This is a genomic window from Tropicimonas sp. IMCC6043 (genome assembly GCF_004146235.1).
Taxonomy (GTDB): Bacteria; Pseudomonadota; Alphaproteobacteria; order Rhodobacterales; family Rhodobacteraceae; genus Tropicimonas.
Genome location: NZ_SELO01000007.1, coordinates 89485 through 115705, shown reverse-complemented (window position 1 = coordinate 115705; position 26221 = coordinate 89485). Strand labels below are relative to the sequence as shown.

Below are 26221 nucleotides of genomic sequence, written 5' to 3'. Positions count from 1 at the left end.
AGGGGCACGGGGCGCGATGTCAGACGAGCATGCCGCCGAGCGAGTTCGGGCCGCTTTCGGTGATCTTCACCCGGGCCAGCACGCCGGGCGCTGCGTCGCAGGTGACGTGGACGGCGTGGAGGTGGTCCGACTTTCCCACCATTTGCCCCGGCAGGCGGCCCGGCTTCTCGAAGAGAACGCCGACCTCCTTCCCGACCATCGCATCCTGCGCCTGCTGCTGCTGGCGCGCGAGGAGCGCTTGCAGGCGGTGCAGCCGGTCGTTAGCCTCGGCGGGATCGACCAGCGGGCGCTCGGCCGCGGGCGTTCCCGGGCGGGCGGAATACTTGAAGGAATAGCACTGGCCGTAGCCCACCTCCGCGACGAGATCCATCGTCGCCTGGAAATCCGCCTCTGTCTCCTCGGGGAAGCCGACGATGAAATCGCCCGACATCAGGATGTCGGGGCGGACGGCGCGGATGCGCTCGACGAGGCGGATATAGGCCTCGGCGGTGTGCCCGCGGTTCATCCGCTTCAGGATGCGGTCCGAGCCCGACTGCACCGGCAGATGCAGGTAGGGCATGAGCTTCTCGCAATCGCCATGGGCGGCGATGAGATCGTCGTCCATGTCCCTTGGATGCGAGGTGGTGAAGCGGATGCGGTCGAGACCGGAAATCTCGGCGAGCCGGCGGATGAGGCGGGCTAGGCCCCATGTCCCGCTGCCGTCCGGCCCATGGTACGCGTTGACGTTCTGGCCCAGCAGCGTGATCTCGCGCACCCCTTGCGCGACAAGGGCCTCGGCTTCCGCGATCACGCGGCTGACGGGCCGGGAGACCTCGGCGCCGCGGGTATAAGGCACGACGCAGAAGGCGCAGAACTTGTCGCAGCCCTCCTGAACGGTGAGGAAGGCCGTCGGACCGCGCGTTGCCTTGCGCGCGCCCGGCAGGTGGTCGAATTTCAGCTCCTCGGGGAAGTCCGTGTCGAGCGCGGTGCCGCCGTCGCGAAGCTTCGCCTCCATTTCCGGCAGGCGGTGATAGCTCTGCGGGCCGACGACGAGGTCCACCAGCGGTTGCCGGCGCAGGATCTCGGCGCCCTCGGCCTGGGCGACACAGCCGGCCACGCCGATTTTCAGGTCCGGGTTCGCCGCCTTGAGTCCCTTGTAGCGGCCGAGTTCCGAATAGACCTTCTCGGCCGCCTTCTCGCGGATATGGCAGGTGTTGAGCAGGATCATGTCGGCCTCTTCCGGCGTGCCGACCTGCTCATAGCCGTTTCCGCCCAAGGCCTCGGCCATGCGCTCGCTGTCATAGACGTTCATCTGGCAGCCGTAGGTCTTGATGAAGAGCTTCTTCGGCGCGTCGGGCATGGCGGGTCTCCTGGTCGCTGGCGCGCGGCATAGCGCAGGCGGGAGCCTATCGCAACGTCCCGCCGGTGCGTGGGCATTGCACCGGCAAGCGCGTCGGCATTGGAGTGCTGCTCCAAAGGAAAGGCCCGGTATGAGAGTCAACGATCTCGAACACCTCCTGAAACCCGTCTTCCGCGGCGCAATCCTGCAGCACCCGCAGACGGTGGCACTATTCGGTGCCTTTGAGTGGTCGTCGCGGCAATTCATGGAGTTGCGACTGATGGAACCGGGACAGTGGTTCTGAGACCGGACGGCCGCCGATCGCGCGATGTCACGCGGCGATGGCGGCCGGCACGCTGTCGGGACGCGGAATCACACGCCGTTGTAGCCGACCATCTTGTCGGCCTTGTGTTTGTAGAGATTGCTCTTGCGGATGGCGTTGGCGAGGTCGGCATAGTCGGCATCGGTGCCAAAGCCCGGCGCGAGCTCCTTTTTGTGGGGATCGTTCTGGCACAGGTAGGAATGCGCGATACGCCAGGCGGCGCGGCTGATGTCCCCGATATTGTTCTCTCCGCCGAGGTTGAATCTCTGCGCCGCGCGCTTCGACTTCGGGATATAGGCGGCGAGGAACATGTACTGGGCGATATAGGCCGCCATTTCAGACGCTGTCTGGTCCATCAGCTTCATGCCGCGCATGTCGCAGATCGCATGAGTGCATTCATGGACAATGGCAGCCTTGTATTCGATGAACTTGAGCGTCTTGAAACCGAAATAGAGCGTGTCTTCCTGCGGGTTGTATCCCGCGGTCGAGGTCTCATTCCTGTCGAACTCGGCATTCACGTTGCCGCGCAGGATCTCGATCGCGAGCCGGGCGTAGTCGTGCGGTTGGAACCGGTAGACCGACACGCTGAAGTTCAGGAGCTGAATGCGAGGGTCCTTCAGGACCTCGAGGACCATGTTGGTGGTCCGGTTGTAGCCGTCGAGCATATCGGGGGCCTCCTTTGGATGGCTGCGAAGGGAAAGAGTTGGACTGCAACCGGTTCTAGAGCGACGGCGTTTCGGCTCGATGTCAGGTCAGGTGGACATGCGTTTCAATTGTTGCCGGCAGATGCGCCGGTATCGACTTGTCTTTCGGCACCGCGTGGCGTCACTCACCAATCGCACTTCCAATTTTCCGCAACGCGCCTCGTCCCTTCCCCGACGCTTCCCTTCCCGAATCCGCTGTCCTATACCTGCCCGGAAACGAATATGTCCGGGCGACGGGCCAGGCCCGGCGCGGCGTTCCGCGCCCCACCGTCCGCGCCTTGAACAGAATCGAAAGGCTTGCCCGCATGGCCGACAGCACCGACGTCGTCACCCGCATCGCCCCCTCGCCCACTGGCTTCATGCATATCGGCACGGCGCGCACGGCGCTGTTCAACTGGCTCTATGCGCGCGGCCGTGGCGGCAGATTCCTCTTGCGCATCGAGGACACGGACCGCGCGCGCTCGACGCCGGAGGCGACCGAGGCGATCCTGCGCGGCATGCGCTGGCTCGGGCTCGACTGGGACGGCGACGCGGTGAGCCAGTTCGCCCGTGTAGACCGCCATGCCGAGGTGGCGCAGGAGCTTCTGGCGCGGGGCGCGGCCTACAGGTGCTTTTCCACACAGGAGGAGATCGCAGCCTTCCGGGATGCCGCGAAGGCCGAGGGGAAATCCACGCTCTTCCGCTCGCCCTGGCGCGATGCAGACCCCTCGACACACCCCGACGCGCCCTATGTCATCCGGATCAAGGCCCCTCGGGAGGGCGAGACCGTGATCGATGACCAGGTGCAGGGTCCCGTGACCTTCCGCAATACCGAGCTCGACGACATGATCCTGCTGCGCTCGGACGGCACCCCGACCTACATGCATGCCGTCGTGGTGGACGACCACGACATGGGCGTCACCCATGTCATCCGCGGCGACGATCACCTTGCCAACGCCGCCCGGCAGTCGCTCATCTACGCGGCCATGGGATGGGATCTGCCGATCTACGCTCACATCCCGCTCATCCTCGGCCCGGACGGAAAGAAGCTCTCGAAGCGGCATGGCGCGACCGGCGTCGAGGAATACCAGAAGATGGGCTATCCGGCCGCCGGCATGCGCAACTATCTCGCCCGCCTCGGCTGGAGCCATGGCGACGACGAATTCTTCACGGACGCCCAGGCGCTCGACTGGTTCGACTTCGACGGAATCAACAAATCGGCCGCACGGTTCGACTTCAAGAAGCTGGAGAATCTCTGCGGCCAGCACATTGCAGCCGCAGAAAACGACGCTCTTCTGGCCGAAATTCTTTCCTATCTCGACGTTACGGGCGCCGAAAAACTTGCCCCGGAAAAGCAGGATGGATTGCTCCGCGCGATGGACTGCCTCAAGGAGCGCGCGAAGACATTCCCGGAACTTATTGACAAAGCGTATTTTGTTCTGGGTGACCGACCATTCGAGCCGGACGAGAAGGCCGCAAAGGCGCTCGATCCGGTATCCCGCGGTATACTGATTGAATTGACGCCGCACCTGCAAAATGCTAGCTGGTCGCGCGATGGGCTGGAGGCGGCCGTCGCCGAATTTGCCGAGACGACGGGACTCAAGCTCGGCAAGATCGCACAGCCCCTGCGCGCGGCTCTCGCCGGGCGGACGGTTTCTCCGAGCGTCTTCGACATGATGCTCGTGATCGGCCGGGAGGAGAGCCTGGGCCGGATTGAAGATGCCGCGGGGCGGACGGAGACCTGATCCGCCGGCCCGCGAAAGCCGAAGTCGACCCCGGCCGGGCCGCTCCCGGCGAGGGCAATAGTCCAGAAAGGGATGTCCATGACCGACAGAAAAGCGACGCTCACCTTCGACGACAAGACGCTCGAACTGCCAATTTACTCGCCGACCGCGGGCCCGGACGTCATCGACATCCGCAAGCTCTATGCCCAGGGCAATGTCTTTACCCATGACCCGGGCTTCACCTCCACCTCCTCCTGCGAATCGACGATCACCTTCATTGACGGCGACGAGGGCGTCCTGCTGCATCGCGGCTACCCGATCGACCAGCTTGCGGCGCAGTCGCATTACCTGGAGGTCTGCTACCTTCTGCTCTACGGCGAGCTGCCGACCAAGGCGCAGATGGATGATTTCGAGAGCCGGGTGACGCATCACACGATGCTGCACGACCAGATGACCTATTTCTATCGCGGCTTCCGCCGCGACGCGCACCCGATGGCGATCATCGTCGGCGTGATGGGCGCGATGTCGGCCTTCTACCACGACTCCACCGACATCAACGATCCCTGGCAGCGCGAGGTCGCCTCTATCCGCATGATCGCCAAGATGCCGACGATCTGCGCCTGGGCTTTCAACTATTCCTCGGGAAAACCCTTCGTCTATCCGAAGAACGATCTCGACTATGCGTCGAACTTCCTGCGCATGTGCTTCGCGGTGCCCGCCGAGGAATACCAGGTCGACCCGGTCCTCGCCAAGGCGATGGACCGTATCTTCACGCTGCATGCCGACCACGAGCAGAACGCCTCGACCTCGACTGTCCGCCTCGCCTCCTCGTCGGGGGCGAACCCCTTCGCCTGCATCGCGGCCGGCGCGGCCTGCCTCTGGGGCCCGGCACATGGTGGCGCAAACCAGGCCTGCCTCGAGATGCTGCGCGAGATCGGCACGGTCGACCGCATCCCTGAGTTCATCGCTCGGGCCAAGGACAAGGACGACCCGTTCCGCCTGATGGGCTTCGGCCACCGCGTCTACAAGAACATCGACCCGCGGGCGAAGGTGCTCAAGGAATCGGCCGACGAGGTGCTGGACCTGCTCGGTGTCCACGATAACCCGACGCTCCAGGTTGCCAAGGAACTGGAGAAGCAGGCGCTGAACGATCCCTATTTCGCCGAGAAGAAGCTGTTCCCGAATGTCGACTTCTATTCGGGCATCATCCTCGAGGCGATGGGCTTCCCGACCTCGATGTTCACGCCGATCTTCGCGCTTTCGCGCACGGTTGGCTGGATCTCGCAATGGGGCGAACAGCTCTCGGATCCGGCCCACAAGATCGGCCGTCCGCGTCAGCTCTACACAGGCGCGGCGTATCGCGACTATGTGCCTTTGAGCGAGCGCGGCTGAGGAACGACTGGACGACGGAAAAGGCCGGGGACACCCCGGCCTTTTTCGTTCCGCATCGGCCATCGCCGTCAGCGCCCCAACATCTCCTTGATCGCGGAGTCAAGCCGGTCCGCCGCCTCGCGGTTGCGTTCAAGCGAATGAACAAAGCGCCGCCCCAGCAGGATCCGATGCAGATACCGCCCGCCCGCCCTCATCAGGCGCCGGACGCCGAAACCGTCACGCGACTTCGCCACGGCCATTCACCCCGCAAAGGCCAGGAACAGAGCGGACAGCGCCAGCGCCCCGGCGACCGGCACCAGAAAGGCGCCACGGCGATAGCCGAAAGACGTCTCCAGCACCTCGAAATGCAGCACCGCGCCAGTCGTCAGCAATCCGATTATGAGCAGCAGAAGCTCGTTCTCATCCATCCGGATCGGACTCCCCAGCTGCAGCTTGAGCCACCACCATCCCATGACCATGGCCGAGCCGGCCCAGGAGAAGGCCATCCCCAGCGAAAGCGGCGAGAGCCGCATCCCCCAGAGCCAGAAGAAGATCGCCGAGATCATCAGCGCCATGACCGTCAGCGCGCCGTAGAGAAGCTCCGCTGTGCCTGCATATCCCATCAGCATGAAGCACAGATGTGTCGTCGCAAGGATGATGGCATAGATCGAAAGGGCCAGTCTCAAATCTCCCACTCCCCTCATCTCGGATTCTCGCGCGGAAGGCGTTCCCGGATCAGCGTGGTGATCTCCACGATGATTTCGGTGTTTCGATTCAGAATGTTCCGCGTCGCATCGTCCTTCTGATGGTCCCGGAACAGCAGGTAGAAGACGAGGACCACCCAGGGACCGTGTTCGGTGGCCAGGGAGATCCAGAAATCGTCAGGAATGGGCATGTTTCCACTCCGCAAGCGCGGCATTGTCGGCAAACTCACTCCCGGTCGGGCCCGGTCCTGCGAAATCCGCCGGCGCCTCGGCGGCCTCGGAGATCGGAGCCGCTCGACGAACGGACGCATCGGCAATCCGCGAAGCGGTTCCGGCCGATCCTGCATCCAGCGCCCGCAGCGCGGCGATCCCCTCGGTCACCTCACTTGCGCGGGCAAGCGTCGCGGCGACGGAGCGCTGGAACTCCTGCCCTTTCGTCTGATGCCGCGCGCCGAAATAGAAGCCCACGATCGCACCGAGCAGCCACCAGAGCGGCTCCGGCACGAGCGCGATGCTCTGCATCCGCGAAGCGAACCAGATCGGGTCGACCATCGCCGAGACGAAGAGCCCCAGCGTTCCAATCGCCATTGCCGGCCGCGGGATGCGGTTGAGGCCGTCGACAACGCGGTCAAACACCGTTCCTCGTTCCGCCGCGAATTCGGAGGCGAACTGCACAAGCGCCGCCTGCACCTGCTCAGCGTCGCGCGTCGCGCCCTTCTCGGCATTCTCGCGAAAAACTTCCACTGTCTCCGTCACGACGTTTCGACCGCCGCCGAGGATCGTTGCCAGCGTCTGCCCGATCATCCCCATGATTCCACCCGTGCCCTGTGTTGCCCGTCGCTGAGATGAAAGCGCGGCGAGATGAACTCCTCGGCGCGCCGGATCCAGCCGCCCTTGCCGCCATCGCGCCGGGTCGCGTATTTGCGGCTGGCGGGGCGTCGATCGGCCAAGGCGTAATAGTAGTTGCGCCGCGCGATGCCGTAGGCATCGGCCAGGTAGTCCGGGGCCTTGCGTTCGACGCGCCTTGTGGCCCCGAGAGTCTGCGGCCCGATAACCCCGTCGACCGACACCTCCTCGTCGAACTGACAGAGCAGCCGCTGCAGGATCTTGACCGCGTTTGAGCCCGCATTGACATACGTGTCGAAAACTCCGGCATGCAGACAGTCCGGAAGCTCGGCAAAGCGCGGGCGATGGAAGTAATGCTCGAGGAAGATCTTCTCGGCCGTGCGGCGATCCAGCTTGCGCACATCGGCTTCCGTCACCCGCCCGTCCCCGTCCAGATCGAGCCCCAGTCGGCGCAGCGTCCCGATCGTGACGCCGTATTTCGTGGCGCCTCCGGGATCGTCCGGGTCGTTCACATATCCGCCCTCCCGGGCGACGATCTCGCGTGCGATTGCCTCAATGTCTTTCATCGACCCTGATCTCCGGCCAAATTGATGTGTCGGAGCCTCGCCCAAAGGGTTTAAGAAGTGTGGACCACGGCGCGCGCCCGAGGCTCTGCCGGAAAGGAACTCGAAATGCCGGGATATCTCACCCTGATCTTCGTCTGCCAGTTGCTAGGCGAACTCGTCGCCGGCGCGCTCGCTCTACCGGTACCCGGACCGGTCCTCGGCATGGTCGCTCTTTTCGCCTTCCTGGCGGTCCGCGGCGACGTTCCGGCCGGCCTCGACGCCAGCGCCGGCACGCTGCTCCGCTCGATGTCGCTGCTCTTTGTACCGGCAGGCGCCGGCGTCATGCTGCATTTTCAATTGCTTGGCAGTGCAATCCTGCCGCTTGGCCTCGCGCTCCTGGCAAGCACTGTGCTGACCATCCTTGTCACCGGCTTGATGATGCGCGCACTGTCGCGGGACCCCGCCGAATGACGAATCTTCAACAGACCTGGGTCTATCTCAGCGCCAGCCCGCTCTTTCACCTCACGCTCACGCTGGTGGCCTTCCAGGGGGCGAGCTGGCTTTTCGAACGCGGTGGACGCAGCCCGATACTCAACCCTGTGTTGATCGCCGTGATCGTCATCACGGCAATCCTATCGCTGACCGGCACGGACTACGCGACCTATTTCGAAGGCGCGCAATTCGTGCATTTCCTGCTCGGCCCCGCCACCGTCTCGCTTGCCGTGCCGCTCTACCGACAGTGGCACCGCGTCCGTGCCTCGGCCCTCGCGCTGACCGCGAGCCTGTTGACGGGGTCGCTTACCGCTATCCTTACAGCGGTCGCGGTAGCCTGGGCGGCCGGTGGCACGGAACAGATCCTCGCGTCCATCGCGCCCAAATCGGTCACCGCACCCGTCGCGATGGCGATCTCGGAAGAACTCGGCGGCCTGCCGTCGCTGACCGCTGTACTCGTCATCGTCACCGGGATCCTCGGTGCGATGTTCGGACCGATGCTACTTGACCTCGCCGGCGTGAAGTCTTGGTCCGCCCGCGGCCTCGCCATCGGCACCGCGAGTCACGGCATCGGCACGGCGCGGGCGCTTCAGGTCAATGAGACCGCCGGCGCCTTCGCCGGCCTCGCCATGGGGCTCAACGCCCTGGCCACGGCACTTCTCCTGCCGATCCTTTGGGGCCTTCTGTTTTGAAAAACCTATCCGGAGAACCCCTTACGAGGCATTCCTCACGTTCCGCCCCGGGTCAGCTGCCGCTCGCGGCCGGGTCCTGATAGACGCCCTGCTCCTTCAGCGCGTCGACTACCTCCTTGGGCATGTAGGTCTCGTCATGCCGCGCCAGGATATCGGTCGCCACGAAGGTGCCGTCGATCAGCCTGCCGGTGCCGATCATCCCCTGCCCCTCGTCGAAGAGATCCGGCAGCACGCCCGTGTAGGACACCGGCACCGAAGCGCCGCCATCGGTCACGCTGAAGGTGATAGTCTCGCCCTGCCCGCGCGTCAGCGTACCCTCCTCGACCAGCCCGCCGATGCGGAACACCTCGCGCTCTGACGGCGGCTCGGCAACGACGTCCGAGGGCGCGCGGAAATAGTTGATCCCGTCGCGGAACCCGTAGCCGATAAGCGCCGCAGCGCCTGCCAGCGCCGCGAAGGCCACGAGGATGATCTGCACCCTGCGCTTCTTCTTCAGGCCTTTCATGCCAGCCATAATCTCTCCCCTCCCCTCGGGATCGTCGTCACGGATAGACCGGAGACAGCATCAACCCCTCGGTTTCCGCATGCCCCAGCATCAAGTTCGCATTCTGCAACGCCTGTCCCGACGACCCCTTCGTCAGGTTGTCCAGCGCCGCATAGATCGTCGCCCGCCCCGGCTTCCGCTCGGCCACGACGCCGATATGGACGAAATTCGTCGCCCGCACCTGCTTGGCGGCTGGCACTTCGCCAATGGGCAGAACACAGATAAACGGCTCGTCGGCATAGGCCGCTGCCAGCGCCGCGTGGATCGCCTCCGGCTCGCCGCGCACGTAACTCGCCGCGAGAATGCCGCGGCCTGCCGGCACCAGCGTCGGCGTGAACTGCACCTCCACTGGACGGCCAGCGGCGCGGGAGAATTCCTGGTCGAACTCACCCAGATGCCGATGCTTGCCGCCCATGCTGTAGGGAAACCAGTTCTCGCCCAACTCCGCCAACAGCAGATGCTCCTTGAGCGCGCGGCCCGCGCCGCTGACGCCCACCTTCATGTCGATGATGATCTCGTCGAGGTCGATCACCCCCGCCCTGATCGCCGGGATCAGCGAAAACTGACCGGCGGCGGCATTGCACCCGGTCCCGGCCACCAGCCGTGCGTCGCGGATCTCGTCCCGGTAGAACTCGGTAAGACCATAGACCGCCTGTTTCTGAAGCTCCGGGGCCGAATGCGGCTTGCCGTACCATTTTTCATAGGCTTCCAGATCACGCAGACGAAAATCCGCGCTCAAGTCTACGACCCGAACAGCTTCGGGAAGCTGTGAAATCACCGCCTGGCTCGTCGCATGCGGCAATGCGCAGAAACAGATGTCGATGTTCGAAAAGTTCAACTCCTCGATCCGCTGCAGCGCTGGCAGATCGACCTGCCGCAGATGCGGATAGACCTCCGCCATCGCCATCCCGGCCTTTCGGTCGGCCGAAAGGGCCGCGATCTCCAGCCCCGGATGGGTGGCGATCAGGCGGATGAGTTCGGCGCCGGTATAGCCGGACGCCCCGAGGATGGCGGCTTTGTGGGTCATTGCGGGACCTGAAGATTGCAAGCGTTCAAGAGATAGGAAGGATCGGGGCGGGCCGCAATCACGCGGCCTCGAATTCGATCTTCCGTCGAAGGAATTGCGTGGCGCGGTTGGACACCCTGCGCGGATCGCCCGTGGTCAGGAACTTCGAATGCTGGCCGGACCCGATCAGCTTGGGATGGCGATCGAGATAGTCGGCAAGGCTCTCTGCCACGAGGTTGGCCTGCGAGAAGACCTTGACCTCCGGACCGAGCGCGTCGGCGAAGATCTCCTCCATCAATGGATAGTGTGTGCAGCCGAGGATCGCTGCCTCCGGGTGCGGCATCTTGCGCTTCAGCGCATCGACATGGGAGCGCACGAGCGCTTCGGCGAGGATAAGGTCGCCCTCCTCGATCGAATCGACAACGCCACCACAAGCCTGTGCCTCGACATCGACTCCGATCGCCCGGAAGGCGAGTTCGCGCTGGAAAGCCCGGCTGGAGACCGTCGCAGGGGTCGCGAAAAGCGCCACATGCTGCACGGCCACCTCGCGTGGCGGGGAATTGTCGCCCCAGTGCCGCTCGGTCAGCGCCTCGATCAGTGGCACGAAGACTCCCAGCACCCGCTTGTCGGTCGGCACCCAGGTCTCCTGCATCCGCCGCAGCGCCGCAGCCGAGGCCGTGTTGCAGGCGAGGATCACGAGATCGCACCCCTCCTCCCACATCCGCTCGACCGCGGAAGTGGTCAGTTGGTAGACATCCTCGGCATCGCGTACGCCATAGGGCGCATGCGCATTGTCACCGAAATACACGAAGGGCACGTCCGGAAGCCGCCGGCTCACGGCATCCAACACCGTCAGGCCACCTAGCCCGCTATCGAAGACTCCTACCGCCATCAGTATACCCGAAGCCCTTTCTCGCGCTTGTTTGTCCGGTGCTTCTCCTCGAACTCGAAACCGTAGTCCAGCGACTTCAAAGGCTTGGGAGAAAGCGAATAAGTCTCCTTGCGCAGGAAATCCATCATCGCTCGGGAATCATGGGCGTGTTCCTCGAGCCGGGCCTGCGACAGAGGCTCGCCGATCGCGACGCGGACAGGCTCGTCCACCCGCTTGCGAAACTCCTGGATGAGCAGCGCCACGCGCAACGTCGAATGCAGGTGGCTGGCGAACTGGAAGAGCCGGCTGTTGTGGCCCTCGAAATAGATCGGGACCACCGCGGCATTCGATTTCGCCACCATCTTCGCTGTGAAGCTGCGCCAGCCCGGGTCCATGGGACGGGTAAACATCTTCGCCGAGGTCGAGACCGTGCCGCCCGGGAAGACACCGATCGCGCCGCCCGCGTCGAGATAGGCCAGCGCCGCCTTCCGCGTCGCCAGATTCTCCTGCATCGCCGCCTTGGTTTCCGCGAAGGAGATCGGCAGGATGATCCTGTTGAGATCCTCCGCCTTGCGGAAGACCTGATGCGCCAGGATCCGGAAATCGCCCCGCATCATGGACAGGATGTACCCCATCATTAAACCGTCGAGAATGCCGTAGGGATGATTGGCGATCAGGATCAGCGGCCCTTCCTTGGGGATATTGTCCAGGCTCCCTCCGATCACGTCGAGCGTCAGCCCGTAGCGCGCCACCATCACGCCCCAGAAATCCTGCCCCCGGGCCACCTCGTGCTCGTAGCCTTCCGCACGCCGGATCAGGCCGATCCGCCCGGTCGCGTTCTCGAGCATGCGCACCACGGCCTTACCGCTGCGCGAACGCACGGAATTGGCGTAGCTGATGTCGCGGGCGACATGCCTGTGAGGCATGGACTCGATCTCCTTCCTGCAGGGCCGCATATCGCGGAACGCCCCGACCTGTCACCCTATACGACGCGGATGCGACGATTGGGAGGGGCCATGGCGCGCCTGCGGCAGCCCTGCGCCGGGCGTGCCGAATCGCGACACTCCGTTCCGAAATGGTTTTTTATCGCAACGGGGATTTGATCTCCCTGCAAGCCATGTCAAAAGGCCCCGCGAGGCAACTTGCACGAACAACAGGCCGGGTCGTTCATATGGATTGGGACAAGCTGAGAATTTTCCACGCTGTGGCCTCCGCCGGGAGCCTCACGCATGCCGGGGATTCCCTCCATCTCTCGCAATCCGCCGTGTCGCGGCAGATCCGGGCGCTCGAGGAGAGCCTGAACACGACGCTGTTTCACCGCCATGCCCGCGGCCTGATCCTGACCGAGCAGGGCGAGTTGCTGTTCGAGGCAACCTCCGGCATGAGCAAGCGGCTCGAAGCAGCCTCGGCGCGGATTCGCGATTCCGAGGAAGAGGTCTTCGGCGAGCTCAGGGTCACAACGGCCCACGGATTCGGGTCGCTCTGGCTGGCGCCAAGGCTTGAGCATCTCTACGCGAAGTATCCCGACCTCAATATCGACCTGATGCTCGAGGAACGCGTGCTCGACCTGCCGATGCGCGAGGCGGATGTCGCGATCCGCATGAAGGAGCCGTCCCAGGCCGATCTTATCCGCAAGCGGCTGATGACCGTCCGCATGCGCCTCTACGCCTCCCCGGCCTATATCGCGCAGCACGGCACGCCGGCCACACCGGACGACATGCAGCACCACCGGCTCATCTGCCAGGGCGCCAGCTCCACCCAGGTCGCCGCTGGCGCGGCCATGGTGCAATGGCTGCTCGGCCATGGCGTGACCTCGCGGCTCAACGTCAACAACTATTTTGGCGTGCTGCAGTGCGTCATAAACAATCTCGGCATCGGCGTCCTGCCGAATTACATCGTCGAGACCGCGCCGGACCTGATCCGCGTACTCCCGGAAGTCGAGAGCGCGGAAGTGCCTGTTTTCCTTGCCTATCCTGAGGAGCTGCGCCAATCCAAGCGCATCGCCGCCTTCCGCGATTTCGTCGTCGAGGAGATCCAGGCCGCGCGGCGGCGCAGCGATGAAGAGGGCGCCTGAGCCTTCCAAATTCGTTGCTCATGCAACACAGGCATGACCGCTATTCGCAGTTGCGGCGAAAATCGTCTTGATAAGAACGCCTCCAATTTCTACATCCTGACTATCGACGGACGGTTTTGTTCGTCTTTACCTCCCTGTTGGACTTGGGCCGAGACTTGTTCTCGGCCTTTTTTTGTGCGCTCAGGTCTGGATCGGGTGGAAAAGCGGCATTTGGAAAACCTCCGGCTTGGAATATGCTTCCCCTGATTTGACCGGAGGATTCCTATGCTTGTTCGCACTCTCGCTGTATCCGCACTGATCGCTCTCGCCGCTGTCGGCCCGGGCCGCGCCGCCAGTTGCGGTAACAACGCCTCCGGGTTCGAGGCCTGGAAACAGAGTTTCGCCCAGGAAGCCGCGAAGGCCGGCGTCGGCGCGCGCGGTCTGTCGGCACTCGCCCAGACGAGCTATTCTCAGGCCACGATCAACGCCGATCGCGGCCAGAAGAGCTTCAAATACAGCTACGAGAAGTTCTGCCAGGTGCGCGGCTGCAACGTCATCGTTGCCCAGGGGCGCCAACGCAAGGCTCAGAGCGCGGGCTTCTATGCCTCGCTCGAACAGGCCTATGGCGTGCCCGCCGGGGTGATTATCGCAATCCACGGCATGGAAACCGGCTTCGGCCGGTTCATGGGCGATTCCAACGTGCTCAACGCCACGACCACGCTGACCTATGATTGCCGCAGGCCGCAGTTCTTTGCGCCGCACCTGATCGGCGCGCTGAAGATGATCGACCGAGGGATGATGTCGCCCAACGCCATCGGCGCCAAGCACGGCGAACTCGGCCACACCCAGTTCCTGCCCGGCAACGCCTATGTCTATGGCCGCGACGGCAATGGCGATGGCCGGGTCGACCTCAACAACCAGGCCGACGCGCTCGCCTCCACAGCGTTCTACCTGCGCAAGAAGGGCTGGCGTCCGGGCGAGAGCTACCAGCCCGGCACGCATAATTTCAACGTGCTGAAGGAATGGAACGCCGCCTCGGTCTACCAGCAATCCCTCGCCGTGATGGGCGCCCAGATCGACGGGTGATCCGGGCGCCGCTCAGGTCTCAACGGGCGCGCGCAACCAGAGCATAGGGCCGCTCGCCACCCTCCCAGGGCGCGCCGGTCACTGCATCGCGCGCCGGGCCGCTCTCGAAACCGCAGGCTTCCAGTTCGGCCGCCAGACGGGCGGGCGCGAGATATTGCAGCCAGGCGAAGACCTCGCGCTGCCGCTCCGGCTCGACGATGAGGTAGCGATCGAGCGCCGCCAGCGCCTCGGGGTAGAGGAAGGTCGCGCGAAGCCCGACATAATCACCGGCGGCCCAGAAACCGTCGCCGAGCCTGCGACCGATCTCCGCCCCCTCCTCCCGCGCGTCGAAGCCCGCGGGCGGGAAAGCGTCGAGAACGAACCGACCGCCCGGCGGGAGCGTCTCGCGAACCCGCCCGAAGAGGCGATGCCGCGCCGCCTCCGGCATGGCGCAGACATCGCCATAGATCAGCGTCACGACATCAGCCTCCGGAAGCGGATCGTGAAGGTAGTCGCCTTCGACGAAGCGCCCCTCCGGACAGGCCACTTCCCGCGCATGGGCGAGCGAGGGCGCGGAGAGATCGAGCCCGGTCACCCGCGTGCCGGCGGCGTGAAACCGCCGCGCATAGAGGCCGGGGCCGCAGCCGAGATCGGTCAGGCGCGTGCCTGCAAGGCCGATCTCGGCGTCGATCCAGCGGCACATGGCATCGATCTCGGCATGCCGGCGGGAGGCGATGCCGTGCTCCGGCGCCAGGTGCAGTTTCAGCATTTGCTGCGCGACATGCGGATCTGCCCAGAGCGCGGCGGTATCGAAACCGGCAAAGAGCGCCGGGCGGGCGGTGAAATCGTTCAGGATGTCGAACATGGGAATGGTCCTTGTGGCCGGTAAAAGCCGGCCGTCTTACAAATCATGACCGGGCGAAGCGGCGCCTCACCTGCGGAACCGGGATGTCCCGGCATATGTGGCCTCGGTTTTTGTAAGTGCCCTGTGCCTACCATCCCTGCTGCGCTGCGGGGAATGCGACCGGTTGGCCTTGCCGAAGGCTCGGCTCTTCCCCTTTGTCGCCCCAGGGCCTAAAAGCGCAGCCGACATGAGGGGACAGCCATGCAAGAGCCAGCCATCACGCCGGAGATCATCGAAGCCCACGGCCTCAAGCCCGAGGAATATGCCGAGATCCTGCGGATCCTGAACCGCGACCCGAATTTCACCGAACTCGGCATCTTCTCGGCGATGTGGAACGAGCATTGTTCCTACAAATCCTCCAAGAAATGGCTCCGCACGCTGCCGACAACCGGACCGCAGGTCATCTGTGGCCCCGGCGAGAATGCCGGGATCGTCGATATCGGCGACGGTCAGGCGATCGTCTTCAAGATGGAGAGCCACAACCACCCCTCCTATATCGAGCCCTACCAGGGCGCGGCGACCGGCGTTGGCGGGATCCTGCGCGACGTCTTCACAATGGGCGCCCGCCCCATCGCGGCGATGAACTCCCTTTCCTTCGGCGTCCCGGAACACCCCAAGACCAAGTCGGTGGTCTCCGGCGTGGTGGCCGGCGTCGGCGGCTACGGCAACTGCTTCGGCGTGCCGACCATCGGCGGCGAGGTCCGCTTCCACCCGGCCTATAACGGCAACTGCCTCGTCAACGCCTTCGCCGCCGGCCTCGCCCAGACCGATTCCATCTTCTACTCGGCTGCCTCCGGCGTCGGCATGCCGGTGGTCTATCTCGGCGCCAAGACCGGACGCGACGGGGTCGGCGGCGCAACCATGGCCTCGGCCGAATTCGACGAGACCATCGAGGAGAAGCGCCCGACCGTGCAGGTCGGCGACCCCTTCACCGAAAAGCGGCTGATGGAGGCCTGCCTCGAACTGATGGCCACCGGTGCCGTGATCTCGATCCAGGACATGGGAGCGGCGGGCCTCACCTGCTCCGCGGTCGAGATGGGCGACAAGGGGGACCTCGGGATCCGACTCGACCTCGACCGCGTGCCACAGCGCGAAGAGGCCATGACGGCCTATGAAATGATGCTCTCGGAGAGCCAGGAGCGCATGCTCATGGTGCTGCGACCAGAGAAGGAGGCCGAGGCCAAGGCCGTCTTCGAGAAATGGGAGCTCGATTTTGCCATCGTCGGCGAAACGATCCCCGAGGACCGCTTCCTCATCGAACACAAGGGGGCCGTGGTCGCCGACCTGCCACTCGCCACGCTCGCGGGCTCTGCGCCGGAATATGACCGCCCCTGGGTCGAGACCCCGCCCGCGCCGGAGATGGATCCGGTTCCCGAAGTGGACGCGATCGACGCGTTGAAGGCTTTGATCGGCTCGCCGAACTATGCCTGCAAGTCTTGGGTCTACGAACAGTACGACCAGTCGGTCATGGGAGATACGGTGCGCAGGCCGGGCGCCGGGGCCGGTATCGTGCGCGTCCACGGCACCCGCAAGGCCGTGGCCTTCACCTCCGACGTGACCCCGCGCTACGTGCGCGCAAACCCGCATCAGGGCGGCCGGCAGGCTGTGGCCGAGGCCTTCCGCAACCTCTGCGCGGTGGGCGCAACGCCACTGGCGGCGACCGACAACCTCAACTTCGGCAACCCCGAGAAACCCGAAATCATGGGCCAGTTCGTCGGCGCCATTCAGGGCATCGGCGAGGCCTGCGCCGCTCTGGACATGCCGATCGTCTCCGGCAACGTCTCGCTCTACAACGAGACGGACGGCGAGCCGATCCTGCCGACGCCGACGATCGGCGCGATCGGCCTGATCGAGGACCTGGACCACATGATCGGTCGCGACGCCCGCGAAGGTCATGTCCTCCTGCTCCTCGGCGAGACCAAAGGCCATCTTGGCCAGTCCGCCCTGCTCGCCGAGGTCTTCAACCGCGAAGACGGCGACGCGCCAGCTGTCGATCTTGTCGCCGAGCGGCGTCATGGCGAGTTCATCCACGACAACCGGGACTGGATCGACGGCTGCACCGACCTTTCCGATGGCGGCCTCGCCCTCGCGGCCTTCGAAATGGCCGAGAGCGCCGGCGTCGGCGTGATCCTCGATCCGGCCGACACGGCAACGCTCTTTGGCGAGGACCAGGGCCGCTACCTCATCACCTGCTCCTATGACAAGGCCGAGGCACTGATGGTCGCAGCCGGACAGGCCGGAGTGCCTCTTCGCACCGTCGGCCGCTTCGCCGGCGAGATGGTCCGGTTCGGCTCGTCGGAAGCCCCGCTTGCCGAGCTTACGGCGCTCTATCGCGGCGCTTTCGCAGCGTCGGTTGGTTGATGCTCCGCCCGGCAACAGAAGAGGATTTCGGTTTTATCCGCTCCGTTGCAGGGACTCCCGCTAATGCCCGCTTCATTGATGACGTGGATGAGGCCTGCCTTTCCGGCTATCTCGCCGATCCCGACTACGCGCTCGTGATCTGGGAACTGGGCAAGAAAGCTGAAGGGTTCGCGCTTTTCTGCGAACGCGGCAACCCTGCGAACCGGCTGGAACTGCGGCGCCTTGCGCTTGCGCATCCCGGAGACGGCAATGGGCTTCGTTTTGTCGAGGCGCTGCGGGACTACGGGTTTTCCGTGCTGGGTACCGATTGCCTCTGGCTCGATGTCGTCTCCGACAATCCCCGCGCCCGGCATCTTTATGAAAAGGCGGGTTTTTCTCATGAAGGGCGTTTGCGCGCCAGGTGGCGCCGCCCGGCGGGCGACGTCGCAGATCTCGATGTGCTCTCGATGCTGCGCTCCGAGTGGCACCCGCGCGCATGAAGTTTTGAAACCACCCCTATGGCAGGCTATAGCGAAAGAAACCTGGTGCATGGCCGGATTCGGCCTGCCACGCCCAGAGAAATGTAAGCGGAGGCCCCATGCAGCAGTATCACGACGCCCTGCGCACCATCCTCGAACACGGCCACGAGTCCACCGACCGGACGGGCACCGGAACGATCTCGCATTTCGGCATGCAATGCCGCTACCGGCTCTCCGACGGTTTCCCGCTCGTCACCACCAAGAAGCTGCACCTGCGATCGATCATCCATGAACTGCTGTGGTTCCTCGCCGGTGACACCAATATCGGCTACCTCAAGGAGAACGGCGTCTCGATCTGGGACGAATGGGCGGACGAGAACGGCGATCTCGGCCCGGTCTATGGCCACCAATGGCGTCATTTCCCCAAACTCGAGCCCGCCGGCGAGAGCCGCGACGGCCGCCCGCTCTTCTTTGCCGGCGAGGTCGACCAGATCGCCGAGCTGGTGGAGTCGATCCGCCGGACCCCGGATTCCCGCCGCCTCATCGTCTCCGCCTGGAACCCCGCCGACGTGCCCGACATGGCGCTTCCCCCGTGCCACACGCTCTGGCAGGTACGCATCCTTGCGGGCCGGCTCCATCTCCAGCTCTACCAGCGCTCGGCCGACATGTTCCTCGGCGTGCCCTTCAACATCGCCTCCTACTCCCTGCTCCTCGTCATGCTCGCCCATGTCACGGGCTACGCGCCGGGCGATTTCGTCCATACGATCGGCGATGCCCATATCTATTCCAACCACATGGAACAGGTGAAAACCCAGCTCGCGCGCAGCCCGAAACCGCTGCCCCAGCTTCGCCTGACCCGCGACGTGCCCTCGCTCTTCGATTTCCGTTACGAGGATTTCGAGATCACCGGCTACGACCCCGATCCGGCAATCCGCGCGCCGGTGGCCGTCTGATGCTGACATTGATCGTCGCCCGGGCGCGCGACGGCGCCATCGGCAAGGCGGGCACGATTCCCTGGCATGCCCCCGAGGACCTCGCCTTCTTCAAGCGCGAAACCCTCGGCGGGGCGCTTGTCATGGGAAGGCGGACCTGGCAGAGCCTACCGGTGCGGCCCCTGAAACACCGGCTGAACCTCGTGGTCTCGTCCCATCCGAAGATCGCCGAGCATGTCGTCACATCGCCCGAGGCCGCCGTCGCGCGCGCCTTCGCGGAAGGGTACCGGCGGGTCTACGGCATCGGCGGCGAAGCGATCTACCGCCGTCTCCTGCCACAGGCGGACCGGCTGCTGATCACCGAAGTCGCACTCGAGATCGACGGCGCGGACGCCTTTTTCCCCGAATTCGATCCCGCCGGCTGGCGCAGCCTCGCCACCGTGCCCCTCAGACTCGAGGCTCCGCGCTGCATCCTCCACGAACTGATCCGCCGCTGATTTCCCCGCGCGTCCGAGCATATGAGTCACAGCGCCGGGACGAGTTCGCCCGAGCGAACCTTGAATGTTGACAAAGAATCTTGCGTTTGCGCACGATTGGGCAAAACAACTCGAGGCAGAGCAGTTCAATGACCAAGAATCTGGCGCTACTCCTGGCGCTGTTCGGCATGCTTGCGGCATGCGGCGACGGCGATGGCACGAATCCGGTCAACCGACCGGGCGAGGAAGAAACGGACGGAGGGGGATCCGAAGAGGAAGAGACCGTTCTTCCCGGAACAAAGAACCCCACCTCAGACGGCAGCATCACCCGATACGAGGAACAGGACGACACCTCGGGCAACGGTTATGCGCAGAGCGTGTCCTACGACTCCTCCACCGACACGTTCTATGTCGATAACCTCGGTTTCGATGCGGCAAACGTCTACAAGCGCGACGATCAGGTGGCCTCGCTTGGGTCCTACCGGGTCTATGAGGCTTCCGACACCTTCTACGACTCGATGACCGGCAAGCCGATCTCGCAGCTTACGCCCTACAAGGCGATCCACGGCGTCTCCCGCACCGGCCAGACCCAGTTCGCCATCGTCCGCACCGGTGCCTATATCGATTACGGCTTCGGCGGCTTCCTCTATGCCCGGAACGGCTCCGTCACCCTGCCGACAGCGGGTCAGGCGACTTATGCGGGCGATTATGCCGGCTTGCGTGACTTCAAGGCACGCGGCGATCTCGAATACGTAACCGGCGACATGACCGTCGACATCGATTTCGAGGACTTCAACGACGGCGACGCCGTCAAGGGTAGGGTCTTCAACCGCCGGGTCTATGCCATGGACGGGACGGACATCACCGACCAGATCGTCGGGGCAATCGAAGGGGCCACTGCCCTGCCCTCGCTTGTATTCGAGATCGGCCCCGGTGTTACGACCGAGGCGGGCGAAATCTCCGGTGGAGTCACCTCGACCTACTACAATGACAAAGGTGCCTTGGAGCAATACGAGGGCGGAAACTACTATGCCATCGTCTCCGGCAAGAATGCCGAAGAGATTGTCGGTGTCATCGTCGTGGAATCCGAAGATCCGCGCTTCGAAGGCGTCACGGCCCGTGAAACCGGCGGCTTCATCCTTTATCGCTAGGCAGCCGGGAATGGTGCGCCGCCACCTGCTCAAACTCGCTCTGGGCGCCTCCCTGTTTCTGGGAGGCGCCCATTCCACTTGGGCCGAAAGCGTCACGCTCACGCCAGAGGAGATGCGCAACGCCGCGGCGCTCTCGCTCGACACTGCCAACCCGGCGCAGGCGCTCGCGCTGGCCGAGGCACTACTCGCCCGGGACCCCGAGGACATCGAGGCGCTCGTGCTCAAATCCCGCGCTCAGCGGGATCTTGGGGGCTATGACGCCGCGCTCGAAACCGCGAAGAAGGCCAATAGCCTCGCCGAGCGCGACGAGGAAACCTATGCCGCCGCCCTCGCCCGGGCCCAGGCCCTGTCGTCTCTCGGCGCGCGTACCCGTGCGCAATACTGGCTGCGCGTGGCGAGCCAGAACGCACCGAACGACGCCGCTCGCGACCGGGCCATCCGCGATTTCAAATATGTGCGCAGCCGCAACCCCTGGAACACCCAGTTGAGCTTCTCGGTCGCGCCCACGTCGAATGTCAATGACGGCTCGGTGCATGACAAGATCAGCTATGGCGGGCTCCAGGGGATCGTGCTCAGCGGATCCGCGCAGGCGCTCTCCGGCGTCTCCTGGTCCGGCGGCGTGACGACGCGCTACCGGTTCTCTGAAAGCGAAACCCATCAGACCGACATCGGCCTGCACCTTTTCGGTCAGACTTACACCCTTTCCGACGAGGCCAAGGAAATCGCGCCGGACGCAAAGGGCAGCGATTTCGCCTACAGCTCCGTCGCCGTCGGCCTGCGCCACCTCTGGCGGCCCGAAAGCTGGACCACGCCGCTCGAGGTCTCGCTTCTCTACGGTCGCGGATGGTATGGCGGCCAAGACTATTCGCGCTATACGCGCTCCGCGATCGCGCGTCCCTTCGTGCTCGGCGAGGACACGCAGCTCCGCTTCAGCGCCGGCGGCGAGCATTTCTATCGCATTACAGACGGCGCGACCCAACGGTCGCTCCACGCCGGTGCGACCCTGCTGCATGAGTTCGACAATGGCGCCGACCTGAGATTCTCGCTCGGGGTGAAGGACAGCAACTCCGAGACCGGCTCGCTCGACTACACCCGAGTGCTCGGCAATATCGGCTACACCCTGCCGCAGAAGATCGCGATGGCGCGGACAACGCTGGAACTCGGCCTCGAGAAGCAGACTTACGACAACTTCCCGACCCTCGATACCCGCGGCTTCTTTATCGTCTACACCGAAAAGGAGCGGGTCGACCTGAGCGGCTCGGTCGGCGTCCGCTTCGTCTTCGACGACGTGGACTATTACGGCTTCTCGCCCACGATGGCCGTCCTCTATTCCGAAACCCGCTCTACCGACGACCGCTACGACACGGTCGATGCCGGCGTGAACTTCGGTTTCCAGTCAAATTTCTGAGCCGCTGCGTGCGAAACAGGCGTTTCCCACCAGCGCGTTCGACGTTAGCCTGCGGCCAGACAATTGCGGGAGCTTGACCGAATGAAAGTAAAATATCTCCACACTATGGTCCGGGTGAAGGATCTCGACGCTTCGATCGCCTTCTACAAACTGCTCGGGCTCGAGGAAGTGCGCCGCCGCGACAGTGAAGGCGGCCGCTTCACGCTGGTCTTCATGGCGCCACCCGGCCAGCCGGAATGCCCGGTCGAGCTGACCTATAACTGGGACGGCGACGATGGCCTGCCATCGGACAGCCGCCATTTCGGGCACCTCGCCTACGCGGTCGAGGACATCTACGCGATGTGCCAGAAACTGATGGACAACGGCGTCACCATCAACCGGCCGCCGCGCGACGGGAACATGGCCTTCGTGCGCTCGCCGGACAACATTTCGGTCGAGCTTCTGCAGGACGGCGAGGCACTTCCGCCGGCCGAGCCCTGGGCGAGCATGGAGAACATTGGCCACTGGTAGGGTCATAAGGGGGCTGTCGCGGGCCGGCGCCCTCGCCTGGCTCCTCGCCGCAGCGCCGGTGTGGGCCGAGACGCCCTGCCGGCTGTCGCTGCAACTGGCGCTCGACGTCTCGGGCTCGGTCGATACCCGCGAATACCGGTTGCAACTCGACGGGCTCGCCGCGGCCCTCGAGGATCCCGAGGTGCGGACTGCGCTACTGGCGATGCCGGCGGCTCCGGTCGCGCTCAGCGTCTACGAGTGGAGCGGCCGCGATGCGCAACGGCTGCTTGGCGACTGGCAATTCATTCTTTCGGACGCGCACATCGCGGCGCTGGCCGGACGGCTGCGCGGAACCCAGCGGCAGGAGATGCCGGTCAGCACCGGCCTTGGCGCGGCGATGCTCTTCGCCGCGGCCCGCCACGCCACCGCCCCGCCCTGCGCGCGCCGAGTGCTCGACGTCTCGGGCGATGGAAAGAACAACGACGGCCCCCGCCCGCAGGATGTCGGCAGCGAGGCGCTTGGCAGCACGATCGTGAACGCTCTTGTGATCGCGACGCATCGCCCTGCTGCGCCGCAGTCGCAGAAGCGGGAAACTGACGAGCTCACTGGCTATTTCCGCGCCTATGTGCTGCGCGGCCCTGAGGCCTTCCTCGAGGTCGCTGATGGCTACGAGGATTACGCCACCGCGATGAAACGGAAGCTGCTGAAAGAACTGCAGGTCATCGTGCTGAGTGAGAACGCGCTGTAACGACAGTCCCAGTTCGCTGACCGCGCCATTTCCGGTTCAAGGTGCGTCCCAGAGGCTGAGAGGCGGCGCTGAATTTCATCGCTTCGCAGGCACGGTATTTCGACCCGCAGCTACGAATCCCGCGACGCCCCGGCCAATTTGCGCTCAGTAGATGTAGCGGATCTGGTCGGCCCAATAGCGCTCCATCCGGCGGAGCGCCGTGGTGATGTCCTCCAACCCCGCGAGCGTGATGATCTCGCGCTCGACCAACCCCTCGGCATGCCGCTCGAAGAGCTCGGCAACGATCCTGCGGATCTCCCGGCCCCGCTCCGTCAGACGCACCCGAACCGCGCGCCGGTCGATTTCGCAGCGTTGGTGATGCATGTATCCCGTCTCGACCAGCTTCTTGAGATTGTAGGACACGTTCGACCCCTGGTAATAGCCGCGCGATTTCAGCTCGCCCGCGGTCACTTCGTTTTCGCCGATATTGAACAGGAGAAGCGCCTGCACAGCGTTTATATCCAGGATTCCGATGCGCTCGAACTCGTCCTTGATCACGTCCAGAAGAAGTCGGTGAAGCCGCTCCACGAGAGCCAGGGTGTCGAGGTATCCCGCCATGAACCCGTGACCACGTCCGGGCGCGACACTGCTGTGAATGCTCATCCTGGCCTCCGTCTGCCTCCTGGGTCAGCGCAGTAGTAGGCCATAAAGTCCAAACAACCGGTAAAGCCGGCTGTGTTTCTTTTCCCCGGACCTTTCGGGGCGTCGTTCGTTACTGCGTGACCGCCAGACCGTCGGCCGAGAAGAAGAGCTGCCACTTCGGATCGAAGACAAGCCCCACGCGCTCGCCGGGCTGATGCCCGATCTCGGAGGAGACCCGCACTGTCACTTGTCCGAGCGGGCCGGCATCGATGATGAGATAGGTATCCGCGCCGAGATACTCGACCACGTCCACCACCCCGTCGCAGGCCCCCTCGCCCGCTGCACCGATGGCGATGTGCTCGGGCCGGACGCCGATATGCGCCGCCGGCGCGCCGAGCGCATACTCGCCGCCGCGCCCGCCCTCGAGATGGAATCGGCCGTCCGAGGTCGTGCAGGGCAGCACGTTCATTTTCGGCGAGCCGATGAACTGCGCGACAAAGAGGTTGCCGGGCTTCTCGTAGAGCTCCTTGGGCGAACCGATCTGGGCGATCTTCCCGGCCTCCAGCACCACGATCCGGTCGGCAAGCGTCATGGCCTCGACCTGATCGTGGGTCACGTAGATCATCGTCGTCGACAGCGTCTGGTGCAGCTTGGCAATCTCGTAGCGCATCTCGACCCGTAGCGCCGCGTCGAGATTGGAGAGCGGCTCGTCGAAGAGGAAGGCCGTCGGGTCACGCACGATCGAGCGGCCGATGGCCACGCGCTGGCGCTGGCCGCCCGAGAGGTCCTTCGGCCGCCGCTCGAGGAAGGGCCCGAGTTTCAGCACCCTTGCCGCCTCGTTCACCTTGGCTTCGATCTCGGCCTTCGGCGCGCCGGCGGTCTTGAGCGAGAAACCCATGTTCTCGGCCACGGACATATGCGGATAGAGTGCATAGGACTGGAACACCATCGTCAGGCCGCGCTTCGCCGGCGGGTGGTCGGTCACGTCCCCGCCATCGATCAGGATCTTGCCGCGCGACGTCTCCTCCAACCCGCCGATCATCCGCAGCAAGGTGGATTTTCCGCAGCCCGAGGGACCGACGAAGATGACGAATTCGCCGTCGCCGATTTCCAGGTCCACACCCTTGATGACCTGCACATCGCCAAACCATTTCTCGACCGCGTTCAACGTGATCGCACCCATCAGATCCCTCCCTCGGCCTGCGGCGAAGCCCAGGCCCGCCAGATTGCCGCTGTCCAGGTGAAATGCCCGCCGCCGGCCGCTGTGCCGTCGGTCGGGCTGAAATATTCGTGGAAACCGGCGCCCTCGATCAGCGCCCGCGTGTCGCGGCGAACCCGGTCCGCCAGCGCCCCGTGGCCGGCCTCGGCGAGCCCGATGCCGACCAGCGCGTTGACCACCGCCCAGACCGGGCCGCGCCAGTAGCGCAGCGGGTCGAATTCCGGGTGATCGGGGTCGAGCGAAGGCACCGTATACCGGACACGTCCGCAGATCCGCTCGAAATGCGCGCGCATCCTGTCGTTGTCGATCCCAGCATACCAGCACAGGAAGCCCGCATTGCCGAGCGCACCGACAAAGTCACCGCTGCGCAGGTCGCGCGAGTCGTAGTAACCGTCTGGATTCCAGTGGTTTCCCGCACCGGCCTGGAGCTTGGCGATCCAGCCGTCGATCTCCTCGGTCGGGCGGCCGAGCACGTCGGCCAGCGCCCTGAGGTCGCGACAGGCGCGCAGCAGGATGAAGGTCATGCCGACATCGGCGACGCGGAACGGACCGCGCTCGCGGATCGCCGCTTCATCCCAGCCAGACTCGCGGCCGAAATAGACCATGGCGAGGTAGCGGTCGTATTCGGCCTTGGTCGGGCGCTGCTCGGCCGCGACCTGTTCCAAGTCGCGCCGCTTGTATTCGGCGACGCCAGTGGTATCGACCGCCGCCATCGCCGCGTCCCAGTCAACCGCATTGTCGCGCCCGGTCTCCCAGGGGTGGGTGATGGCGACCATCCCGTCCTCGACCCGTTCGGTCATGAACCAGCGGTGCCAGCGCAACAACGGCTCGAAGAGGCGGTCGGCATGGGGATGCCCCTGCCCGGGATCCGCCTGGTAGACCGCCCGCACCATGGTGGCGGCGACGGGGGGCTGGGTGATGCCGGACGTGGGCGGCTCGCGGCCGGTGCCCCAGACGTCGGGACCGGGGAAGTAGCCCAGCGCCGCTTCGTGGAAGATCATATGCGGCACCATGCCGTTCTCCCACTGGGCGGCGAAGAGCGTCTCGAGTTCGACCCAGGCGCGCGGGATGTCAAAGCGCGAAAACCCCCAGGCGGCGAAGGCGCTGTCCCAGTTCCACTGGAACGGATAGAGGATGTCGGTGGGGACGGTGTAGCGGCCCCTGTCGTTGTCGCGCAGGACCTGTTCGGCGGCGCGGTCAAGCTCTTCCAGCGGCATG

30 protein-coding genes are annotated in these 26221 nt (G+C 64.7%); 15 read left to right on the top strand and 15 right to left on the bottom strand.

From position 1 onward, the window contains the following. Positions 1 to 19: 19 nt before the first annotated feature. Complete coding sequence (miaB, locus tag EU800_RS09725) at positions 20 to 1339, bottom strand: tRNA (N6-isopentenyl adenosine(37)-C2)-methylthiotransferase MiaB (protein WP_129631124.1); 1320 nt, start codon at positions 1337 to 1339, stop codon at positions 20 to 22. Between the two features lie 130 nt (positions 1340 to 1469). On the opposite strand from miaB, the gene EU800_RS26765 reads away from it, so the two are divergent. Continuing rightward, on the top strand, positions 1470 to 1622 hold the full coding sequence (locus EU800_RS26765) for a hypothetical protein (protein ID WP_165354610.1): 153 nt from the start codon (positions 1470 to 1472) through the stop codon (positions 1620 to 1622). 68 nt (positions 1623 to 1690) lie between these two features. Here EU800_RS26765 and EU800_RS09720 read toward each other — a convergent pair whose 3' ends face one another. Beyond that, complete coding sequence (locus EU800_RS09720) at positions 1691 to 2305, bottom strand: hypothetical protein (RefSeq protein WP_129631121.1); 615 nt, start codon at positions 2303 to 2305, stop codon at positions 1691 to 1693. 344 nt (positions 2306 to 2649) lie between these two features. Here EU800_RS09720 and gltX point away from each other — a divergent pair, with 344 nt between their 5' ends. After that, entirely contained in the window at positions 2650 to 4068 is a 1419-nt protein-coding gene (gene gltX / locus EU800_RS09715) for a glutamate--tRNA ligase (protein ID WP_129631116.1), read from the top strand. A 78-nt stretch (positions 4069 to 4146) separates the two neighbouring features. Next, positions 4147 to 5439: a citrate synthase gene (gene gltA / locus EU800_RS09710; RefSeq protein WP_371685610.1), complete on the top strand. Its 1293-nt coding sequence runs from the start codon at positions 4147 to 4149 to the stop codon at positions 5437 to 5439. A gap of 68 nt (positions 5440 to 5507) precedes the next feature. On the opposite strand, the gene EU800_RS26760 is transcribed toward gltA, so the two are convergent. The 5 genes from EU800_RS26760 to EU800_RS09690 are packed head-to-tail and all read right to left on the bottom strand — an operon-like array spanning position 5508 to position 7534. Further along, positions 5508 to 5678, bottom strand: coding sequence for a hypothetical protein (locus EU800_RS26760; RefSeq protein ID WP_165354609.1), 171 nt, complete (start codon positions 5676 to 5678; stop codon positions 5508 to 5510). Next, positions 5679 to 6104, bottom strand: coding sequence for a hypothetical protein (locus EU800_RS09705; RefSeq protein WP_129631092.1), 426 nt, complete (start codon positions 6102 to 6104; stop codon positions 5679 to 5681). A gap of 14 nt (positions 6105 to 6118) precedes the next feature. Continuing rightward, positions 6119 to 6313, bottom strand: coding sequence for a hypothetical protein (locus EU800_RS09700; RefSeq protein ID WP_129631089.1), 195 nt, complete (start codon positions 6311 to 6313; stop codon positions 6119 to 6121). Next, a complete protein-coding gene (locus EU800_RS09695) occupies positions 6300 to 6932 on the bottom strand; it encodes a holin family protein (protein ID WP_129631084.1) in 633 nt (210 codons plus the stop codon). Before EU800_RS09695 ends, EU800_RS09700 begins: the two co-directional genes overlap by 14 nt. Then, positions 6923 to 7534, bottom strand: coding sequence for a holin-associated N-acetylmuramidase (locus EU800_RS09690; RefSeq protein WP_129631081.1), 612 nt, complete (start codon positions 7532 to 7534; stop codon positions 6923 to 6925). The genes EU800_RS09695 and EU800_RS09690 overlap by 10 nt, the downstream gene beginning before the upstream one ends. A 105-nt stretch (positions 7535 to 7639) precedes the next feature. Between EU800_RS09690 and EU800_RS09685 the strand changes: the two genes are divergently transcribed. Then, the gene (locus EU800_RS09685; protein ID WP_129631078.1) at positions 7640 to 7984 is read left to right on the top strand and encodes a CidA/LrgA family protein; all 345 of its coding nucleotides are present in this window, start codon (positions 7640 to 7642) and stop codon (positions 7982 to 7984) included. Then, positions 7981 to 8697, top strand: coding sequence for an LrgB family protein (locus EU800_RS09680; RefSeq protein ID WP_129631075.1), 717 nt, complete (start codon positions 7981 to 7983; stop codon positions 8695 to 8697). The genes EU800_RS09685 and EU800_RS09680 overlap by 4 nt, the downstream gene beginning before the upstream one ends. Positions 8698 to 8749: 52 nt before the next feature. Here EU800_RS09680 and ccmE read toward each other — a convergent pair whose 3' ends face one another. The 4 genes from ccmE to EU800_RS09660 are packed head-to-tail and all read right to left on the bottom strand — an operon-like array spanning position 8750 to position 12044. Then, positions 8750 to 9202 (bottom strand): cytochrome c maturation protein CcmE, encoded by a 453-nt coding sequence (gene ccmE / locus EU800_RS09675; RefSeq protein ID WP_129631300.1) that lies wholly within the window; start codon positions 9200 to 9202, stop codon positions 8750 to 8752. Positions 9203 to 9239: 37 nt separating this feature from the next. Next, positions 9240 to 10268 carry an N-acetyl-gamma-glutamyl-phosphate reductase gene (argC, locus tag EU800_RS09670; RefSeq protein ID WP_129631072.1) on the bottom strand — a complete coding sequence of 343 codons (1029 nt, stop codon included), beginning with the start codon at positions 10266 to 10268 and terminating at the stop codon, positions 9240 to 9242. A 58-nt stretch (positions 10269 to 10326) separates the two neighbouring features. Continuing rightward, positions 10327 to 11139, bottom strand: coding sequence for a glutamate racemase (murI, locus tag EU800_RS09665; protein ID WP_129631069.1), 813 nt, complete (start codon positions 11137 to 11139; stop codon positions 10327 to 10329). Further along, on the bottom strand, positions 11139 to 12044 hold the full coding sequence (locus EU800_RS09660; protein ID WP_129631066.1) for a lysophospholipid acyltransferase family protein: 906 nt from the start codon (positions 12042 to 12044) through the stop codon (positions 11139 to 11141). Before EU800_RS09660 ends, murI begins: the two co-directional genes overlap by 1 nt. Positions 12045 to 12289: 245 nt before the next feature. On the opposite strand from EU800_RS09660, the gene EU800_RS09655 reads away from it, so the two are divergent. Together EU800_RS09655 and EU800_RS09650 are read left to right on the top strand one after the other, a co-directional pair. Beyond that, the gene (locus EU800_RS09655) at positions 12290 to 13192 is read left to right on the top strand and encodes a LysR family transcriptional regulator (protein WP_129631063.1); all 903 of its coding nucleotides are present in this window, start codon (positions 12290 to 12292) and stop codon (positions 13190 to 13192) included. Positions 13193 to 13456: 264 nt separating this feature from the next. Continuing rightward, complete coding sequence (locus EU800_RS09650) at positions 13457 to 14257, top strand: lytic transglycosylase domain-containing protein (protein WP_129631060.1); 801 nt, start codon at positions 13457 to 13459, stop codon at positions 14255 to 14257. Positions 14258 to 14276: 19 nt separating this feature from the next. Here EU800_RS09650 and EU800_RS09645 read toward each other — a convergent pair whose 3' ends face one another. Next, positions 14277 to 15101, bottom strand: coding sequence for a cyclopropane-fatty-acyl-phospholipid synthase family protein (locus EU800_RS09645; RefSeq protein WP_129631057.1), 825 nt, complete (start codon positions 15099 to 15101; stop codon positions 14277 to 14279). A gap of 240 nt (positions 15102 to 15341) precedes the next feature. On the opposite strand from EU800_RS09645, the gene purL reads away from it, so the two are divergent. From purL to EU800_RS09605, 8 genes are all read left to right on the top strand, one after another. After that, positions 15342 to 17501: a phosphoribosylformylglycinamidine synthase subunit PurL gene (purL, locus tag EU800_RS09640; protein ID WP_129631052.1), complete on the top strand. Its 2160-nt coding sequence runs from the start codon at positions 15342 to 15344 to the stop codon at positions 17499 to 17501. After that, a complete protein-coding gene (locus tag EU800_RS09635; RefSeq protein ID WP_129631049.1) occupies positions 17501 to 17980 on the top strand; it encodes a GNAT family N-acetyltransferase in 480 nt (159 codons plus the stop codon). Before purL ends, EU800_RS09635 begins: the two co-directional genes overlap by 1 nt. Positions 17981 to 18078: 98 nt before the next feature. Further along, positions 18079 to 18912 (top strand): thymidylate synthase, encoded by an 834-nt coding sequence (locus tag EU800_RS09630; protein ID WP_129631046.1) that lies wholly within the window; start codon positions 18079 to 18081, stop codon positions 18910 to 18912. Further along, positions 18912 to 19388: a dihydrofolate reductase gene (locus EU800_RS09625; protein ID WP_129631043.1), complete on the top strand. Its 477-nt coding sequence runs from the start codon at positions 18912 to 18914 to the stop codon at positions 19386 to 19388. Before EU800_RS09630 ends, EU800_RS09625 begins: the two co-directional genes overlap by 1 nt. 128 nt (positions 19389 to 19516) lie before the next feature. Then, a complete protein-coding gene (locus tag EU800_RS09620) occupies positions 19517 to 20518 on the top strand; it encodes a hypothetical protein (protein ID WP_129631040.1) in 1002 nt (333 codons plus the stop codon). Between the two features lie 10 nt (positions 20519 to 20528). Next, positions 20529 to 21926, top strand: coding sequence for a surface lipoprotein assembly modifier (locus EU800_RS09615; RefSeq protein ID WP_129631037.1), 1398 nt, complete (start codon positions 20529 to 20531; stop codon positions 21924 to 21926). Between the two features lie 81 nt (positions 21927 to 22007). Then, positions 22008 to 22436, top strand: coding sequence for a VOC family protein (locus EU800_RS09610; protein WP_129631034.1), 429 nt, complete (start codon positions 22008 to 22010; stop codon positions 22434 to 22436). After that, positions 22423 to 23163 (top strand): DUF1194 domain-containing protein, encoded by a 741-nt coding sequence (locus EU800_RS09605; protein ID WP_242500456.1) that lies wholly within the window; start codon positions 22423 to 22425, stop codon positions 23161 to 23163. Before EU800_RS09610 ends, EU800_RS09605 begins: the two co-directional genes overlap by 14 nt. A 144-nt stretch (positions 23164 to 23307) precedes the next feature. On the opposite strand, the gene EU800_RS09600 is transcribed toward EU800_RS09605, so the two are convergent. The 3 genes from EU800_RS09600 to EU800_RS09590 all read right to left on the bottom strand — a co-directional run bounded on the left by EU800_RS09600 (position 23308) and on the right by EU800_RS09590 (position 26220). Beyond that, positions 23308 to 23805, bottom strand: coding sequence for a MarR family winged helix-turn-helix transcriptional regulator (locus tag EU800_RS09600; protein WP_129631031.1), 498 nt, complete (start codon positions 23803 to 23805; stop codon positions 23308 to 23310). A 109-nt stretch (positions 23806 to 23914) separates the two neighbouring features. Beyond that, entirely contained in the window at positions 23915 to 24967 is a 1053-nt protein-coding gene (locus EU800_RS09595) for an ABC transporter ATP-binding protein (protein WP_129631028.1), read from the bottom strand. Then, positions 24967 to 26220, bottom strand: coding sequence for a hypothetical protein (locus tag EU800_RS09590; RefSeq protein WP_207209878.1), 1254 nt, complete (start codon positions 26218 to 26220; stop codon positions 24967 to 24969). The genes EU800_RS09595 and EU800_RS09590 overlap by 1 nt, the downstream gene beginning before the upstream one ends. Between the last annotated feature and the right edge of the window lies 1 nt (position 26221).

Excerpts from the sequence above, each read along its gene's own strand:
- EU800_RS09625 (WP_129631043.1), top strand. The coding sequence starts at position 18,912 with ATGCTGACATTGATCGTCGCCCGGGCGCGCGACGGCGCCATCGGCAAG.
- gltA (WP_371685610.1), top strand. The coding sequence starts at position 4,147 with ATGACCGACAGAAAAGCGACGCTCACCTTCGACGACAAGACGCTCGAA.
- EU800_RS09635 (WP_129631049.1), top strand. The coding sequence starts at position 17,501 with ATGCTCCGCCCGGCAACAGAAGAGGATTTCGGTTTTATCCGCTCCGTT.
- gltX (WP_129631116.1), top strand. The coding sequence starts at position 2,650 with ATGGCCGACAGCACCGACGTCGTCACCCGCATCGCCCCCTCGCCCACT.
- EU800_RS09660 (WP_129631066.1), bottom strand. The coding sequence starts at position 12,044 with ATGCCTCACAGGCATGTCGCCCGCGACATCAGCTACGCCAATTCCGTG.
- ccmE (WP_129631300.1), bottom strand. The coding sequence starts at position 9,202 with ATGAAAGGCCTGAAGAAGAAGCGCAGGGTGCAGATCATCCTCGTGGCC.
- EU800_RS09615 (WP_129631037.1), top strand. The coding sequence starts at position 20,529 with ATGGTGCGCCGCCACCTGCTCAAACTCGCTCTGGGCGCCTCCCTGTTT.
- purL (WP_129631052.1), top strand. The coding sequence starts at position 15,342 with ATGCAAGAGCCAGCCATCACGCCGGAGATCATCGAAGCCCACGGCCTC.
- EU800_RS09655 (WP_129631063.1), top strand. The coding sequence starts at position 12,290 with ATGGATTGGGACAAGCTGAGAATTTTCCACGCTGTGGCCTCCGCCGGG.
- EU800_RS09590 (WP_207209878.1), bottom strand. The coding sequence starts at position 26,220 with ATGCCGCTGGAAGAGCTTGACCGCGCCGCCGAACAGGTCCTGCGCGAC.
- EU800_RS09630 (WP_129631046.1), top strand. The coding sequence starts at position 18,079 with ATGCAGCAGTATCACGACGCCCTGCGCACCATCCTCGAACACGGCCAC.
- EU800_RS09700 (WP_129631089.1), bottom strand. The coding sequence starts at position 6,313 with ATGCCCATTCCTGACGATTTCTGGATCTCCCTGGCCACCGAACACGGT.
- EU800_RS09600 (WP_129631031.1), bottom strand. The coding sequence starts at position 23,805 with ATGAGCATTCACAGCAGTGTCGCGCCCGGACGTGGTCACGGGTTCATG.
- EU800_RS09695 (WP_129631084.1), bottom strand. The coding sequence starts at position 6,932 with ATGGGGATGATCGGGCAGACGCTGGCAACGATCCTCGGCGGCGGTCGA.
- miaB (WP_129631124.1), bottom strand. The coding sequence starts at position 1,339 with ATGCCCGACGCGCCGAAGAAGCTCTTCATCAAGACCTACGGCTGCCAG.
- EU800_RS09720 (WP_129631121.1), bottom strand. The coding sequence starts at position 2,305 with ATGCTCGACGGCTACAACCGGACCACCAACATGGTCCTCGAGGTCCTG.
- EU800_RS09680 (WP_129631075.1), top strand. The coding sequence starts at position 7,981 with ATGACGAATCTTCAACAGACCTGGGTCTATCTCAGCGCCAGCCCGCTC.
- murI (WP_129631069.1), bottom strand. The coding sequence starts at position 11,139 with ATGGCGGTAGGAGTCTTCGATAGCGGGCTAGGTGGCCTGACGGTGTTG.
- argC (WP_129631072.1), bottom strand. The coding sequence starts at position 10,268 with ATGACCCACAAAGCCGCCATCCTCGGGGCGTCCGGCTATACCGGCGCC.
- EU800_RS09595 (WP_129631028.1), bottom strand. The coding sequence starts at position 24,967 with ATGGGTGCGATCACGTTGAACGCGGTCGAGAAATGGTTTGGCGATGTG.
- EU800_RS09610 (WP_129631034.1), top strand. The coding sequence starts at position 22,008 with ATGAAAGTAAAATATCTCCACACTATGGTCCGGGTGAAGGATCTCGAC.
- EU800_RS26760 (WP_165354609.1), bottom strand. The coding sequence starts at position 5,678 with ATGGCCGTGGCGAAGTCGCGTGACGGTTTCGGCGTCCGGCGCCTGATG.
- EU800_RS09650 (WP_129631060.1), top strand. The coding sequence starts at position 13,457 with ATGCTTGTTCGCACTCTCGCTGTATCCGCACTGATCGCTCTCGCCGCT.
- EU800_RS09685 (WP_129631078.1), top strand. The coding sequence starts at position 7,640 with ATGCCGGGATATCTCACCCTGATCTTCGTCTGCCAGTTGCTAGGCGAA.
- EU800_RS09645 (WP_129631057.1), bottom strand. The coding sequence starts at position 15,101 with ATGTTCGACATCCTGAACGATTTCACCGCCCGCCCGGCGCTCTTTGCC.
- EU800_RS26765 (WP_165354610.1), top strand. The coding sequence starts at position 1,470 with ATGAGAGTCAACGATCTCGAACACCTCCTGAAACCCGTCTTCCGCGGC.
- EU800_RS09620 (WP_129631040.1), top strand. The coding sequence starts at position 19,517 with ATGACCAAGAATCTGGCGCTACTCCTGGCGCTGTTCGGCATGCTTGCG.
- EU800_RS09690 (WP_129631081.1), bottom strand. The coding sequence starts at position 7,534 with ATGAAAGACATTGAGGCAATCGCACGCGAGATCGTCGCCCGGGAGGGC.